This window comes from Candidatus Dependentiae bacterium (assembly GCA_026389015.1).
Classification (GTDB): Bacteria; Babelota; Babeliae; order Babelales; family Vermiphilaceae; genus JAPLIR01.
This window is the reverse complement of the sequence record JAPLIR010000015.1, coordinates 1-15658: the sequence shown is the minus strand read 5'-3', so window position 1 is coordinate 15658 and position 15658 is coordinate 1. Positions and strand designations below refer to the sequence as shown.

General features: G+C 38.0%; 17 protein-coding genes. 2 read left to right on the top strand and 15 right to left on the bottom strand.

What is annotated here, in order from left to right; translation table 11 throughout:
* Nucleotides 1-61 precede the first annotated feature (61 nt).
* The 3 genes from proS to NTX86_01590 form a co-directional block, all read right to left on the bottom strand.
* Nucleotides 62-1486: a proline--tRNA ligase gene (proS, locus tag NTX86_01600; GenBank protein MCX5922000.1), complete on the bottom strand. Its 1425-nt coding sequence runs from the start codon at nucleotides 1484-1486 to the stop codon at nucleotides 62-64.
* 97 nt (nucleotides 1487-1583) lie between these two features.
* Complete coding sequence (locus NTX86_01595) at nucleotides 1584-3053, bottom strand: hypothetical protein (GenBank protein MCX5921999.1); 1470 nt, start codon at nucleotides 3051-3053, stop codon at nucleotides 1584-1586.
* A gap of 51 nt (nucleotides 3054-3104) precedes the next feature.
* Nucleotides 3105-3293 (bottom strand): hypothetical protein, encoded by a 189-nt coding sequence (locus NTX86_01590; GenBank protein ID MCX5921998.1) that lies wholly within the window; start codon nucleotides 3291-3293, stop codon nucleotides 3105-3107.
* A gap of 353 nt (nucleotides 3294-3646) precedes the next feature.
* Between NTX86_01590 and NTX86_01585 the strand changes: the two genes are divergently transcribed.
* Together NTX86_01585 and NTX86_01580 are read left to right on the top strand one after the other, a co-directional pair.
* Nucleotides 3647-5284: an ankyrin repeat domain-containing protein gene (locus NTX86_01585; GenBank protein ID MCX5921997.1), complete on the top strand. Its 1638-nt coding sequence runs from the start codon at nucleotides 3647-3649 to the stop codon at nucleotides 5282-5284.
* A 93-nt stretch (nucleotides 5285-5377) separates the two neighbouring features.
* Nucleotides 5378-6253, top strand: a complete 876-nt coding sequence (locus NTX86_01580) for a hypothetical protein (GenBank protein MCX5921996.1) — start codon at nucleotides 5378-5380, stop codon at nucleotides 6251-6253.
* A gap of 4 nt (nucleotides 6254-6257) precedes the next feature.
* Here NTX86_01580 and NTX86_01575 read toward each other — a convergent pair whose 3' ends face one another.
* The 12 genes from NTX86_01575 to NTX86_01520 form a co-directional block, all read right to left on the bottom strand.
* Nucleotides 6258-7394, bottom strand: a complete 1137-nt coding sequence (locus NTX86_01575; protein MCX5921995.1) for a hypothetical protein — start codon at nucleotides 7392-7394, stop codon at nucleotides 6258-6260.
* 687 nt (nucleotides 7395-8081) lie between these two features.
* A complete protein-coding gene (locus tag NTX86_01570) occupies nucleotides 8082-9059 on the bottom strand; it encodes a DMT family transporter (protein ID MCX5921994.1) in 978 nt (325 codons plus the stop codon).
* 28 nt (nucleotides 9060-9087) lie between these two features.
* Nucleotides 9088-9525: a hypothetical protein gene (locus NTX86_01565; GenBank protein ID MCX5921993.1), complete on the bottom strand. Its 438-nt coding sequence runs from the start codon at nucleotides 9523-9525 to the stop codon at nucleotides 9088-9090.
* A gap of 16 nt (nucleotides 9526-9541) precedes the next feature.
* Nucleotides 9542-10366, bottom strand: coding sequence for a TIGR00282 family metallophosphoesterase (locus NTX86_01560; protein MCX5921992.1), 825 nt, complete (start codon nucleotides 10364-10366; stop codon nucleotides 9542-9544).
* Between the two features lie 3 nt (nucleotides 10367-10369).
* The gene (rny, locus tag NTX86_01555; protein ID MCX5921991.1) at nucleotides 10370-11932 is read right to left on the bottom strand and encodes a ribonuclease Y; all 1563 of its coding nucleotides are present in this window, start codon (nucleotides 11930-11932) and stop codon (nucleotides 10370-10372) included.
* A 280-nt stretch (nucleotides 11933-12212) separates the two neighbouring features.
* A complete protein-coding gene (locus tag NTX86_01550; GenBank protein MCX5921990.1) occupies nucleotides 12213-12497 on the bottom strand; it encodes a cell division protein ZapA in 285 nt (94 codons plus the stop codon).
* Nucleotides 12494-12790: a hypothetical protein gene (locus NTX86_01545; protein ID MCX5921989.1), complete on the bottom strand. Its 297-nt coding sequence runs from the start codon at nucleotides 12788-12790 to the stop codon at nucleotides 12494-12496. Before NTX86_01545 ends, NTX86_01550 begins: the two co-directional genes overlap by 4 nt.
* A 50-nt stretch (nucleotides 12791-12840) precedes the next feature.
* Complete coding sequence (locus NTX86_01540; protein MCX5921988.1) at nucleotides 12841-12996, bottom strand: 50S ribosomal protein L20; 156 nt, start codon at nucleotides 12994-12996, stop codon at nucleotides 12841-12843.
* A gap of 62 nt (nucleotides 12997-13058) precedes the next feature.
* Complete coding sequence (gene rpmI / locus NTX86_01535) at nucleotides 13059-13262, bottom strand: 50S ribosomal protein L35 (GenBank protein MCX5921987.1); 204 nt, start codon at nucleotides 13260-13262, stop codon at nucleotides 13059-13061.
* 21 nt (nucleotides 13263-13283) lie between these two features.
* Nucleotides 13284-13829, bottom strand: a complete 546-nt coding sequence (gene infC, locus NTX86_01530) for a translation initiation factor IF-3 (protein MCX5921986.1) — start codon at nucleotides 13827-13829, stop codon at nucleotides 13284-13286.
* Nucleotides 13830-13858: 29 nt separating this feature from the next.
* Nucleotides 13859-14899, bottom strand: coding sequence for a recombinase RecA (gene recA / locus NTX86_01525; GenBank protein MCX5921985.1), 1041 nt, complete (start codon nucleotides 14897-14899; stop codon nucleotides 13859-13861).
* 56 nt (nucleotides 14900-14955) lie between these two features.
* Nucleotides 14956-15658: hypothetical protein (locus NTX86_01520; protein MCX5921984.1), on the bottom strand; the 703-nt coding region annotated here is incomplete at its 5' end.

Sequence of the window (15658 nt, the reverse complement as noted above, 5' to 3'; positions counted from 1 at the left end):
TCATAGTGTGTTTATATAGTTTTGGTCACCATACTAAACACACTATGAAAAAGTATATGAATCAATATGATTTTGCTATGAGAATATCACCCAAGCTTGCTTTGTCACAATTAAAGCATATCGCAAAAGTCGACTCTTGCAGAAGACATCTAATCGACGCCTGAACTGTTTTGAGCGGAGCTTCACATGCCTCATCCCTGCACCAGCCCGTTTGATAGAAACCATTTTGTTCAGATAGTTTCTTGCTGATGGCCGCAAACGTTGCTTCTTTGTGCCATAATGCAGCGCGGCGGTCAAAAGCACGTTGAAATAATTGCTTTTGAACTTCATCGAGAAGCTGAGCAGCGTCTTGCGCGATGGTGTCTAAGGAAACTGATTTTTTACCCATGCCAAGACGATCGGCTAATATTGCTTGATTGCTTGCAATGTCGCGAGGACCAATTTCCATACGAACTGGAACACCTTTAAGTTCCCAGGTATAAAATTTTGCACCAGGTGTTTTTTGCTCTTCAGCATCAACATGCACACGAATATTTTGCTCTTTAAGCTGCATGACAATCTTATTGACCGCATCAAGCACGATTTGCTTATCAGCATCATTTCTAAAGATTGGAATAATAACCACTTGAATTGGCGCAATTTTAGGAGGAAGAATTAATCCCTTTTGGTCGCCATGCGCCATAACAATAGCACCAATCAAACGGGTAGTAGCGCCCCAACTAGTCAGATAAGGATAGGCAAGTTTGCCTTCACGATCTTGAAACGTCATCTCAAATGATACGGCAAAACTTTGAGACAACAAATGAGAGGTGCCCATTTGTAATGCTTTACCATCGGGCATAAAACCTTCAAAGGTGTAGGTTTTTTCTGCACCCGGGAATTTTTCACTTTCAGGCTTAGGGCCTGCAACAACCGGAATAGCTAAATAATTTTCGGCTAAATCAACATACTCACGCAACATCATTGCTACTTCAGCTTCCGCTTCAGCTAATGTTTCATGTGCGGTATGCCCTTCTTGCCAAAAAAATTCTGTGGTACGTAAAAAAGGACGCGTGCGCATTTCCCAACGTACAACGTTGCACCATTGATTTATTTTGAGAGGTAAATCACGCCATGACTTCATCCATTTTGCAAACATAAAGTGAATCATGGTTTCAGAAGTGGGTCTGACAATTAATGGCTCATCAAGTAACTTGCCGCCCGCATGGGTAACAACAGCAACTTCTGGGGCAAAACCCTCAACGTGTTTGGCTTCTCGCTTTAAGAATGATTCTGGAATAAAAAGAGGAAACGAGGCGTTATGATGACCTGTCTCTTTAATGCGTTTATCAAGTCTATCGCGAACTTGTTCCCACATCGCAAATCCATAGGGTCTAATAACGATACAGCCTCTCACCGGCGAAAGATCAGCTAATTCGGCTTGATAGATAACATCATTATACCAATCTGAAAAATGCGTATTGATATCAGGAAGTTTTGAACTCATTATCCTATTTCCTATGAAAAGCTAAGGGTAGACTTTTGTATATTTTTCAATACAAAAGTCTACCCAAAATAGGATCGAAAGTATAGACGCTGATATTTTATTGAGAGCTCTTACTTGATGCGCTCGCTGGAGCATTGCCATCACCAACGATAGTTTGTAGGTCTCTATAACTTATTCCCTGAGATGCAAACCACTTCTGCCATTCTACTGGTATGTGCCAAGCAGAATATACATAATATTTATAACCTTTTTTCCAGGCTATATCGCGCTGCTCAACAAACTGCTTTTTCATTTCATCGCCATTATGCTGCCAATTGATATTTTTGCATTCGTACAGGGTGTCTTTTGTTGCAATATCAAATTCCTTGCGGTCTACGACGAGAGAAAAATATTTCACACATGTTTGTAATGATTCTGCTGCAACTAATTCAAAAGCAAACCCTCGGGCAGCATTACGTGCTTCCTCTATTTCTTTACGATCTAAATGAGATGATGTACACATATCAATAGATTCAAAGAATTTCTTAACAGGACCGTCGTACACATGAACGCTAGAGTTTTTATACCATCCTGATGCCCAAGATCCGATAGAATAATATTTTTGAATACAAGACTTAAGATTCTTAAATAGGGCATTTTCTGTTTTAAGAATTACTTTTTCAAGAAAATAATTAATAGATCGCTCTTCATCATGAGATAATTTTGTTTGTTTATTCAATGATGGCGATTTTCTTGCCGAATCTCTCTCATCTTCACAGTCTGCTTTTTTTTCACCTTCATTATCCTCATCATCTATCGTTGACCCTCGAGATATTCTACTATCAGATGATCTACTGCCAGGGGATGTTGATGATGCCGGCGATGATGATCGATTTATACATTCTAGAGTGTGTGAATTACCCATAGATACACAACCAGGACAATCATCTAATGATTCCGATGTTGTCGAAGCTCTACTTTCTACTCGTATAGTATCTTCTTGTTGACCTGCCCCTGCCGCACCACCTGCTGCTGGCGATATAGATCTAAATTGTTGTGACGCTTGCTTTGGTTTTGATTTTTGTTTTTGATTTAATTTCTTTCCATACTGAGCATCCTCAAGACGTAATATTACCTCTAATTCTTCTGCATTTTTAAGTATCAGCTCTTCTTGTATTTTACGCTCTTTCTCTTCTTGTATTGCACGTAATTGCTGTTTTTTTTGTATTATTTTTTCTCCAAGTTCTAATACAATTCTATTCATCTCTTTAACTTCTTCTTGCATCTTTTTTTCTTTATTATTATCACCTTGTGTTGAAGCAATGCAAAGATTGATGAAATCACATTTAATACAATCCAATCTAAATACTTGTTGATTAAATATATGGACGCTTTTCTCGCACTTTTCTATTGATATTTCGTCATTATTAAACTTAGAAATGAGACCTTTGATAAGCTCATAATAAATTTTATAAGTTTGATAAAAATGCTCCTCATACACGTTTAATAGTTTATTATAAAGATCATCCCAAGAATTAAGAAATTTCACTACTTCACTATCGAACTGTAAATTTAATTGTAAAGACACGTTTGCTTTATTAAATACTACTATCGAATTTGTATTATTTTTTGATACAAATTAATGTGATAATTTTGCTACAACAGCTGTATCATAATAAGTACTTAACATTTCCAGATTACTCTTCATCTTTGCATAAAAATAAGGGTTTAGACTACTCACCTCGGACGAAATTTCCTGGCTCGCAAAAGTAGTAAACCCAAGCGTCATTAAGGTTACGCTCAAACCTATGTATAATAACTTTTTCATTATAACTTCCTCCATATTTTAATGATTTATTGTTACTATTAGAATATCATATGGAATAACTTTGTCAATATTTTATATTCAACTAGAAACAATTGTCATTTTGAACCTGAAGATCAGTTACTTTTCACTAAAAATTAGCCTGTTGCCTTCCCCACCCCTAAAAAGCCCATTCTAAGGTATAAATTTGACCTTAAATCGAAGAAAAGCCTGTATAGAAGGAAAGATGTTGGCTGACTCGAATTCTTCATTGACAAATTGAATTCTTATGTTATTGTTATTATATATTGAATTATAAATACAAACATCATTATTCTTTATTATTATCAAAAAAAACTTGAGGTTATGAGGTTATTATGAAAAAATATCTATATTTTATGGCGATTTTCGCTATTTCTTTTTCCTGGCATCCTATTAGAGCTATGAACGAATCTGAAACAAAGTCTGCTTATGAGCAAATCATGCCACAACCTTTAATTCAAGCAGTTCAACATGGCGATGCACATCTGGTGCTAAAATTAATTAACGAAGGAGCGCTAGTAAATGCTCCAAACGATCAAGGTGCAACAGCCCTCATGCTTGCTGCTTATAATGGCGACGCAATATTAGTAAAATTATTACTTGATGCGCAAGCAGATATGAATGCAATAACCAACGATGGCAACACCGCCCTGATTATGGCGGCTCAAAACAATAGTACTGATGAAAATAACGATACTACCGTAATACAACTACTACTTTCTTCTGGCGCTGATGTTAATGCGCAGGACGATACTGGTTTTACAGCTCTTATGCTTGCGGTACGGAATAATGATTTAGCAACCGCTCAAATGTTAATACATGCAGGTGCCCAGATCAATAAGTTTTTCTCTGAAGGCAATACGTTACTGATAGAAGCCATTAATAATGGCTCTATTGAAATGGCAGAATTACTAACCAGATTTACCCATCAAGGTGATATAGTTAATGTACCAAGTATGGATAATCAAACAGCACTCATGACTGCTGCAAATCATGGTCTTACTAACCTTGTAGAACTCTTGCTTTCTCGAGACGCTCACGTTAACGCACAAGCAAATAATGGTGATACGCCACTTATGTTAGCAGGTTATAATAATGATATCGTAACTGCCGGCATTCTCTTAAATGCTGGCGCTGAAGTTAATAGTACTGATTCTCAAGGCTACACGGTGCTCATGCAAGCAGTACAGGCAGGATATTTTGATATGGCACTTTTATTGCTGCGTTATGGCTCATCAATCAATACCGTAAATCCAATCCATCATAATATAACAGCGCTTATGCTTGCTGCAAAAAATGGCAATGGGCTACTCTTAAATCTTTTGCTAGATCTAGGAGCAGAAATAGATGCGACAACAGTTTGTAACCATACGGCATTAATGTTTGCTAGTGCAAACAACCACGAACTAGCAGTAAAAATATTATTAAACGCAGGCGCAGATGCAACAAAAACTAATCACCAAGGATACACCGCATTAATGCTTACAAAAAATATGAAGATTCAACAAATACTTATGGATAATTTAATAATCAAGCATGGTATTTTTATTCAAAAAGATAAAGAGCGCTATCAAACAGCTCTTACTACCATTTTTGATAAAGTTCCTTTTCTTATGAAAAAAAACATAGCACTTTCACCTTATATACTAGAACGAATGAGTGAATTTTGCTGGAATAAAAAAGACGCACAAGCAAGAATAGAACTAAGAAGATCGTCACAGAATCCTTCCACAAATTCCTCTACCAATTGCGCAGCTGCAGCATTTCCAGCTATAAGTAGAGGCTCTAGTGCTTCAACTCCACAATCATCATCATCATCATCATCTTCTTCTTCTTCCTCTTCATATTCTTCTTCAAACATTCAATCGAATGAAAGAGGTGAAGATTTTATCGATGAGTACGAAAATGCTGAAACAATCGAAGCTATAAGAAGATCTCTTGAATATAGTCACTCAGAAGAAAAAAAGAATTAATAAATATTCTTAAGCAAGATCTAAATATTATAAAATATACTAGCACAAAGACTAAGTAATTTTAATAAACCCGAGAGATTAAATGGAATTAGCATGTCACACAAAAAACTAGGGCGATTAGCCTTACTCCTTATTTTAGCACTCGCCTTGCCAAGTTGTCGCAAGCCGGTCAAAGCAGAACAGCGTCAAGAGGAAGTAGTCACGGTCTATTCGCATGGTTACGTTTGCAATAAGCTTATTGCTCATGTCTTTCATACTTCACTCAAGCACCCAAACAAACTCTGTGCAAACGCATTTATGATAGGCACAATGCATTCATTCAATTACAGTGACTATCTTAACCCGCTCTCTACCTACTTAGGCCAAAGAAGTGACATCAAACGACTTCACAAAGCCTGCAAGGATCATAAAAAGGTAATACTTGTTGGTGTATCACGTGGCGCATCGACCATTATTAACTATCTTGGCACCTATAAACCAACCAACATCATTGCTGCAATTGTCGAATCGCCATTTGATAATTTTGAGAATGTTGCAGAAAACTTTATGGCAACCAGTAGAGTTTTTAAACGGGTTGTCACACCAAAAAATAAAGAGAAAATAAAGCATTTTTGCCGTCGCTTGCTCTTCCGTAACTATAGACCAAACGAGACACAACCAATCAACGTTGCACCTGATGTACCAAAAGACATCCCATTACTCCTCATTTCTTCTGACCAAGATACGCTGATCCCTGCCCAAAGCACTAAAAATATTTACGATGTTCTGCGTAAATCGGGACACACCAAAGCATATCTACTCCCCTGCAAAATTGGTTCGCATGGAAGGATTTTATGGGGGCAAGAAGGTCAAATGTTCAGAAACGTAGTACATGCCTTTTATAAGCACCATAACGTTCCTCATCATGAACCATGGGCACAAAAAGGTTACGCAGATTTTATGCAATGCTCTGGCGTGGTAGAAAAGTAAATAATTAAGCCGTTGCGCTCATGTTTAAGGTATCAACGACCTCAAAAATGTCATGCTTAGGGTATTCGAAGAAATCGACTTGTATGATGTTAGGGATGCGGCCAGCCTTGGTCTTAAGACGATTCAGTCTATCCTGAATACAAACCTTTTTATTAACCTTCTTAGCACTTGAAGAGCAACCACCAGTCCTTGGGGTAATAAAGTGATGCACAATAAACAGTTTATTTTTAGGACCATTATGACGATCGTCATAAGCCTGAGTACCTCGCTTTGGCATCCTGTCGTTACGTGGATCTTTTAATGCACCCACATCACCAAATTCCCATTCTGTGTCATAGGCAAAGTCCCAAATGGGGTGCATCCAGGGATGTTTTTTATAAGGCAAGGTTGGCTCACCATGGAGCAAGACCACTAAGCGTTTGTCATCTTTAACCATCTGCCCGAGAGTAGGCCATTCTTTATGTTTATCTTGAATATGAGCATAGTCCTTCAAGCCACTCACCTTAAAATCTTGGGCTATACGCTCGAGATTTTCGGTATGATCTTCTAAGATGACGGTAAAAATTTCATCGGGGTATTGATCTAAAAAGACCTTAATTTCGGTCAAAACTTCAGATAACGGCTTACTTGCCGGATCTAATATGCCATGCCTAAATTGAATAACACCCTCTTTGTCGCCATGGCCGTAGGCAGTTTTGCAGGCATCGCGTACTAATTCATTGAGAGGGTCATATTGCTGCAAGATACTTCGAGCCCATGAGCGAAATATTCGAGGGACTTTTTCTATCACTTTTTCTAAATACGCATCATCAAGCATATTTTTGGGAACCCCATGACACACGTAGGGAGAGCTCTTGCCATCAGCATCACGATCGTACCATACATGAAGCTTAGTAGCACGTATGCCGCGCTCGAATTGTTCGGTTAACGTTAGATTTTGATTTTGTACTGGAGATTTAAGATAAGACTGGCCATTATGTGTTGCTGCATACGCAACCTCATTATAACGACGACTTAAGAGTTCAGGTTTAATTCTATATTTAATGAACTTGTTTTCATGCCAGGCATAACTATAGATGCCAAGCAACACCCCTGCTGCGCATAATATTAATGCACAACGATATAGGATATGTTTATTCATACTTCTATCCCCCATGCTCCATTCACCAATAGAACAACCACCGCATTATATAAGCATTGTAGCAACTTGAATAAAAATCACACAAGAATAAGTATAACATAAGGGTTCTTGAAAGACCATTGTTGCTGATTGTCATACTTATTTTTTAACAAGACACCCATAATCCCCCAAAAAAACAATGCTATTGTGACAAAAAAAATCAAAAAAAAACACAAAATTAGTTAAAAAAATGCACAAAAAACAATGCCAAATTTTATGCATTTTTCTTATAGGCACATTAAAAAAAATGATTCCTGAAAAAATTGCTTATTATTCACTGGCAAGCACTTTAGCAACAAAATATTTTTTTAAAAAAACTTTCAGAACAAACACTATAAAAAAACATTTTTTGTATTTTCCTTTATAAAATTTTAAAAAATATTTTATACAATTATAGACAGCTGTTAAAAAGGCTGCTCCAAAGAGAAAGACAGCTGCTAAAAAGGCTGCTCCAAAAAGACGTGTAGCTGCTAAAAAAGCTGCTCCAAAGAGAAAGACAGCTAAAAAGGCTGCTCCAAAAAGACGTGTAGCTAAAAAAGCTGCTGTTAAAAAAGCTGCTGTTAAAAAAGCTGCTTAATTCCTATAGATATAAAAAAAGACCCTTTCTGTCTCGGACAAAAGGGTCTTTTTTTATTGTTAATTTTTTTACTACTGACGTACTTGTCTTGATGATCTGGCTTCTCTATAGATCTTAAGTTCTTGTCTATAAAAAATATATAAACCAACACAGGTTATAACTACTGAAGCAATAAAAGCCGACGATATGGTGTCGCCTATGAAGATAAAATCATAGAGCGCCGCAAAAAGTGGCGTGGTAAACCCTGCAAACGATAAAAAGGTTGCCGAATATTCTTTCAATAAAATGCCGTAAAGATTATAGCAAATGATATTGGCAATCAGAATAAGTAATAACATAAAACCAAAACACAAAATCACGGGAGCATAAGCACCAAAGAGGGAAAGAGCCCAGGTGTTAAGATTGCTCTGGATAGCAGGCATAGTAATTGCCGGTACTCCTTCAACTAACAGCGAGGTAAGGAATGCCAACACTCCACCACCAAACATGCCAATGCCGTTAACCATGACCGGGCTATGGTGTTTATGCATGAGCTTTTTCATGACCATCCAACCATAGGCCGACGAGACGACAGCGCCAAGCAACGCCAATTCAGGCCATGAGGTATGCAATAATGTTGCCAAGCGACCTTTGAGTGGATCCCCTGCCAATAAAATGGGGAGTAATCCAAAACAACCGATCAGTAGTCCTAACCATTTTTGAGCATTAAGACGCTCTGAGAAAAAGATATAGGCCAGTAATGCCGTAATAAAAGGCGAAATATTATACATGAGACATGCTTTTGCTGATGCGACATATTGTAACGCCCAGAACTCAAAAATGAAGGCAAAATAGATATGGAATAGTATTATTTGGAGATAGAGCCCCATGCTGCTTTTTTCAAACTTCCATGATTTTTGATTAAAAAAATATTGATAGCCGAGCAGTAATAAACCACCAATGATCATGCGAGCCCCTATAAAAAATATAGGATCGCAATAGGCAAGTGCCATTTTACCAAAGGTAAAGGTGCTTGCAAAAAGCATATAGAGAATTAAAACTAAGATCATATCAAACCTAAAAAATCAATGGAAAATATTAATTAATTACACAAGATTCGCTAGCCTCACGACTACTTGAACCTTGGTTGATCACATAGCAAACAGTACTCGCATCTGCAGTTTCCAATTCTTCAAGAACCTTACAGATCATTTGAGTTTTAACTGGTGCGCCATGCGTATTCGCGCTTGTATACACACTTTTTTTATCTAAGCCGTTTTTCATAGCATAGGTTAAAAAATTCGCTTCACCAATAATCACATTAAAGGCGCGTATTGCCTTGCGCGTTTTAATTTCGCAAGCATCTTTTTCATCACTATCTTCTAGCGCTTTTAAAGCTCTTAAAGAATGTACGACGACGATGCCCATTTCTTCGATTTTTTTATTATCAGATTCGCTTTCATCTTCGCTCATCGCGTAACCAGAAGTTGCGCTCAACGTTACAAAAAAGAACAGTGCTAATAATAATGCTTTCATACACTCTCCTTAATAATTAATCTTCTATTGAGCCATTACTCGGTTCAGTGTCAATAACCCGAACACGTTCAATGCCCACAGTTCTGCCCGTAACGGTATCAACTTCCATAATGACACCACTCAAAACAAAGGGCGGCTCAGTTTCAACGGAAAACTTAACCGGCATCTGATGCAAAAAGTTTTCAAGAATAGCTGCTTTTTGCATGCCAAGCATACCATCAAGCGCTCCTACCATGCCAAGATCGGTAATAAAACCGGTTCCTTTAGGTAAAATTCGTTCATCAGCTGTTTGTACATGGGTATGGGTCCCCACAACTCCCGTGACCAAACCATCAAGGAAATGGGCTATGCCAATTTTTTCCGATGTAGTTTCGGCATGGAAATCAACAAAAATAATGTTAGTTTTTGATTTTAAATAGGTCAGGATCGATTCAGCCGTACGGAATGGACAGTCGATAGTGTCTTTCATAAAGACACGCCCTTGAAGATTGATGACGGCGATCGTCTGATTTTTGCACATGAAGGTTGTAACACCAACACCAGGAACACCACTGGGAAAATTAGCGGGTCTTAACAGATCCTGATTTGATGATAAATAAGAATAAATTTCCTTATTATACCAGATGTGATTGCCCGTGGTCACCACATCAGCGCCACAGTGCCTAAAAAATTTCACAATTCGCGAGGTTATTCCTCTTCCTTGGGAAGTACTATTTTCACCATTCACAATAATGGCATCAATGCCATACTTGGCTTTTATGTGAGGAATGTGTTTTTGAAACATCATGCGGCCAGGAACCCCAACCACATCACCCACTAACAATACTTTTAAACGACTCATATTTTACCTTGCGTATTCGATAGCGCGTTTTTCTCTGATGACATTAACTTTTATTTGACCAGGGAAGCTCATTTCTTGCTCAATACGTCGCGCAATACTATGGGCCAATACCATTGCTTGCTCATCGGTCAATCTATCTTCTTCCACAATAATTCTTATTTCGCGGCCTGCTTGTAATGCGTATGCTTTTTTAACGCCTTCATAATGACCAGCGATCTCTTCTAATTTTTCAAGACGCTTAATATAGGCGGTCAATGTTTCGCGACGCGCTCCAGGACGTGATGCAGAAATAGTATCAGCAATCACCACAATCGGCGCATAGATAGAGGAGAACATAACTTCTTCATGATGTGCCGCAATAGCATTGACAACCAATGGGTCTTCGCCACAACGTTTTGCTATGTCGCCACCAATGGTTGCGTGAGGTCCTTCAACTTCCGCCGTTACCGCTTTACCAATATCATGCAATAACCCTGCGCGTAGCGCTATAGCACCATCAAGGCCTAATTCTTCTGCAATCATACGAGAGAATACACCCACTTCTTTACAATGGATAAGTACGTTTTGGGAATAACTTGTTCTGAAGAATAATTTACCTAATAAAGTAACAATTTCTTGATGAACACCTTGAAGATTAAATTCAAGCACGGCATCTTTGCCATATTCTTGAATAATCTCGTCCAACTCTTTTTCGCATTGCGCAACGGTTTCTTCAATACGAGTAGGATTAATACGACCATCAGAAATCAATTTTTCTAAGGTACGTTTTGCTATTTCGCGTCGTATTGGATTAAAGCCAGAGATAGTAATGATTTCAGGCGTTTCACCAATCACGAATTCCATGCCAGTCGCCATTTCAAGAGCTTTAATGTTGCGACCTTCTTTACCAATAATGCGACCTTTCATCTCTTCATTAGGCAAGTGGACAACGCCAGAGGAATGAATAGCTACTGCATCTGATGTGTAACGTTGCATAGCGGTCACTACAATTTTATTAGCTTTTTCTTTTGCCGTTTGCTTGGCTTCTTCCTCAACCTTTGCAATCCACTTTTGATTGGTGAGTTTTACTTCCGCATCAAGAGTGTCAAAAAGCGCTTGGCGCGCTTCATCACGAGACATACCAGCGATTCGTTCTAATTTGACAATCAATTCATTATATACATTTTTAAGTTTAGTTTCACTAGCGCGCAATCCATCCTCTATACGTGAAAGATCACGCTCTTTTCTTTGGACTTCTTGCCGTAAATCATCGATCTGTTGTTCTTTTTTCTCGATTGCTTCGACTTTTAGATTAATTTTATTTTGCAAACGATCAAAATCCAAACGTTCACGCTTTAATTCAAACTCAAACTCACTACGTTTTTTATAGATCTCATCTTTAATCTTCAACGTTGCTTCGCGACGTTCGTTTTCGATATCACGCTTAGTGTTTTTCCATTGGCTTTGCACGTCACCATGCAACGTTTGCGCAAGGGTTATTTTCTTTTTTGCATAAAACAATAATAAAAAGCCACCCAGAAGGCTAGCTCCAGCAATCACGCTGAATATCAAATTAAAATCTGCCATTATCATTCCTACACGGTATTTTCATTATCAAAATAAAACATTCACAAAATTTTTAAATCAATCACTACACTCATGAGTATCATCATAGTCTATTATATAGAGCACAAATCGGGTAAATGCAACAAAGAGACGATTTAGCTCTTATATCCATACATAAAAAACGTAGCAAAGAAAAGAAATGGCGCGTAGCTTACAAAAAAGAGCAGAGACAAACTAAACATTCGGTTAATGAAGCGAACGCTATCAGATTAACCGTGAGACATGGATGGGAAGTAGGTAACTAAACAGAAAAAAGCTCTTGATCAATTTGATCGATGAGCTTTTCTTTGTGATGCTTAATCATTTCGTGTTCAGATTCTAGAGCCGAAACCCTGGAGGCAATACGTAATGCTGTTAACACAGCAATCTTTTTACCATCTGAAACTTTTGAATACTGAGCTATTTCCCTCATAAGAGAGTCAACCAATGCAGCCGCTTGAACTATAGTCTCTTCAGACTCGTCGCTCATCAAACTGTATTGATCGCCAAAAATAGTTACTTTATAATTTTTAACATTTTTAATCATTTTTGATGCTCGTTTCCTACTAATGCATCAATCGATTTAATTAAGTCATCAACAACTATTTTAGTTTCCTCCATGCGTTCATTATCTTTCAGCATGGAGTTTTCCATCGCATTCAATGTTATAGTTAGTTGAGCATTTTCTTGCAACAAAGTAGCATTTTCTTTGCTCAATGCTTCATGCTTTACATGCGCCTTATCAGCTTCAGCTTTTAAAACTTCATTTTGTGTTTTTAAGTCTCTTATAATACCAACTAAGGAAGAAATTTTCTCTTCTAATGTTCGTAAAAGTTCCATAACAATTCCTTTTTTTTATCGTTACAAAAGACTCTCAACCAAATCAAAGCTTAGTCTCTACCCTTGGTAGCAAAAGCAAGTGCGCGTAGCAATGTATCAGAAGCTTGTTTGAATACGTTTTTACGTTGGCCCCAAAAACCTTTGGTTTGTTTGAGTAGGCGTTTATGTCTTTTCTTGGTTACTGTACCGCGTTTGACTCTTGTCATTATAATTCCCCGTAACAATCATTCATTAAAATACTATTAAATATACATTAATACAGAAAAAACTAATAAGGTAACAACCCTAGAATGTGCTTAAAGTCAGCCTTGCTCACGTAAGCAACGCCACGTAAATCACGTTTAGTTTTTCTGCTTTTTGAAGTTAAAAGATGACGTCTAAAAGCTTTGCCTCTTTTAATCTTAATGCTCTTGCTGCCACCAACTTTTTTAAATCTCTTTTTTGCCGCTGAGCGCGTTTTCATTTTTGGCATAGGAATTTCCCCACTTATTAATTATTTGCCTGTTTTTAAATAATAAATTCTAGACCAGTACTGTCCAAGCTTAGAATCTTTTTCTTGCACTAAGTTCTTAGTCAAACCAGCATCATCGAAACTCTTGTTAATTTTTTCAAATAACTCAGTACCACGCTCATGCTTAAGGACATTTTCACGTCCTTTAAAGAAAAGCGTAACTTTTAAACGTTTGCCATCCTTTAAAAACTGTATAGCTTGATTCATCTTTGTTTGATAATCATGCTCGCCAATTTTAGGACTTAATTTGATTTCTTTAACTTGAATTACTTTTTGATGCTTCTTAGACTCAGATTGTTTCTTCTTCTTTTCATAAAGCACCTTGCCAAGATTCATAATCTTAACAACAGGCACTCCATCTTTACCTTCAGAAAGCAATACTAAATCCAAGCCAGCTTCTTCAGCCATACGTAACGCTTGAGCGCGTGGCACTACACCAACATTGACCCCTTCATGATCAATCATTTGCATAGTAACAGCACGAATTTGCTCATTCATCAACGGTAATGTTTCTTTATGTTCTTTCAATAGGTACCTTTAATATAAATAAAGTTCTACTATTCGCCATCAGCAATAACCATAGGAGCATTTTTAGCTAACTTATCACATACTTTAGCATAAATTTTACTTGCAAGATCTTTATCAGACTTAAATAACTTTAGAGCCTGATCGCGCCCTTGTGCAAAGTTAGTGCCGTCAAGCGCCAACCAAGAACCAGATTGCGTAATGATTTTGTAATATAAAGCAGCATCTAACAAATCAAGCTCACGGCTGATACCTTCGTTAAATAGAAGGTCCAATTCGACTTGCTTGAATGGAGCAGCTACCTTATTTTTAGCTACTTTAACCACAATTCTGTTGCCAAAATGGCCTTCTGCATTCTTTAAACTTGCAATTCTACGTACATCTAAACGTAAAGAAGCATAGAACTTCAATGCGTTGCCACCAGTGGTGGTCTCTTTAGGCCCATACGCCATAGCATTGATATTTTGTCTAATTTGATTGATAAAAATCAAAATCGTCTTTGATTTATGAACCACAGGGGTTAATTTTCTCAAAGCTTGGGACATCAATCGAGCCTGTAGACCCATATGAACGTCGCCCATATCGCCTTCAAGTTCAGCTTTAGGAACCAAAGCCGCAACTGAGTCGATAACGATAACGTCAACCGCACCAGAACGAACAAGCATTTCTGCAATATCCAGCGCTTGTTCGCCATAGTCAGGCTGAGAAACGATTAAATCGTCAATATGAATACCCAACTTTGACGCATGTGCAGGGTCTAAGGCATGTTCAGCATCAATAAATGCACAAATGCCGCCTTGTTTTTGAGCCTGAGCAATAACATGCAAAGCTAAGGTTGTTTTACCTGAGGCTTCAGGGCCATAGATTTCAATGATTCTGCCCTTTGGCAAGCCGCCAACCCCAATAGCTTGGTCGATCAACAGAGATCCTGTTGAAATCACTTCTACGTTGGAGTTAGGATTTTGCCCCAGAAGCATAATGGCACCATTGCCGTACTGCTTATCGATTTGCGCAAAAGTAACTTCAAGAGCCTTCTTTTTCGCTGCATCGACAGGCAAGTCTATCTCATGCATACCACTTCTTTTTGGTGCAATAACTTCTTTAGCTGCTGCTTTGCTTTTCATAAATATTATTCTTCGTACTGTGTAGTTGAAATAGATTCATTTTTTTCTATTGTAGCATTTCTATATAAAGAAGCAACAAATCCGGCCATAAACAAACGCGCTACTTCGCGCTCAGTTTCGCGGGTAAACACTTCTTTTTTGGCATCAAATTGCTCTTGATTAAACGAACCAATCTCGTCTAAGCGAACCAAATGGCCATCTTTTCCGTGTGAGTGAACATACAGAGCTCCAACTTTTTCTAATTGAAATATTTCATCTGTTGGAATATCTTTTTTTCCAAAAGCTGATGTTGCTTTATCGTCTGTTTTAGTGAGGAATCCCGTAGCTTCCACGGTGCCGTTATAGGTTTCTTTAAGTTGCTGTAAAGTAGCGCTATTGCCCTTTTGGCGAGCTTCAAGAAGCGCTTCCTGAACCGCTCGTGCAGCTTTTTCTTCATACATATCGTTTTTTACAACGTCTTCAATAGCATCCAGCGTAGGCACATAGCTCGGTTCAATATGGGTTAATTGAAGAATAACCCCAACACCATTATCAACATACACATCAGCATCATCCTTGTGATGAATGGCAAAAAGAGCTGGGCCCCATTCTGTATGAGTACGATTTACTCGTTGAACAACCTCTTTTTTTGCACCTTTTTCTTGCATAATCTCTTCAAGCTTTCCTTCAACACCTTTAGCTTGCTCAAGAGCTCCGCGCATTTCTCTG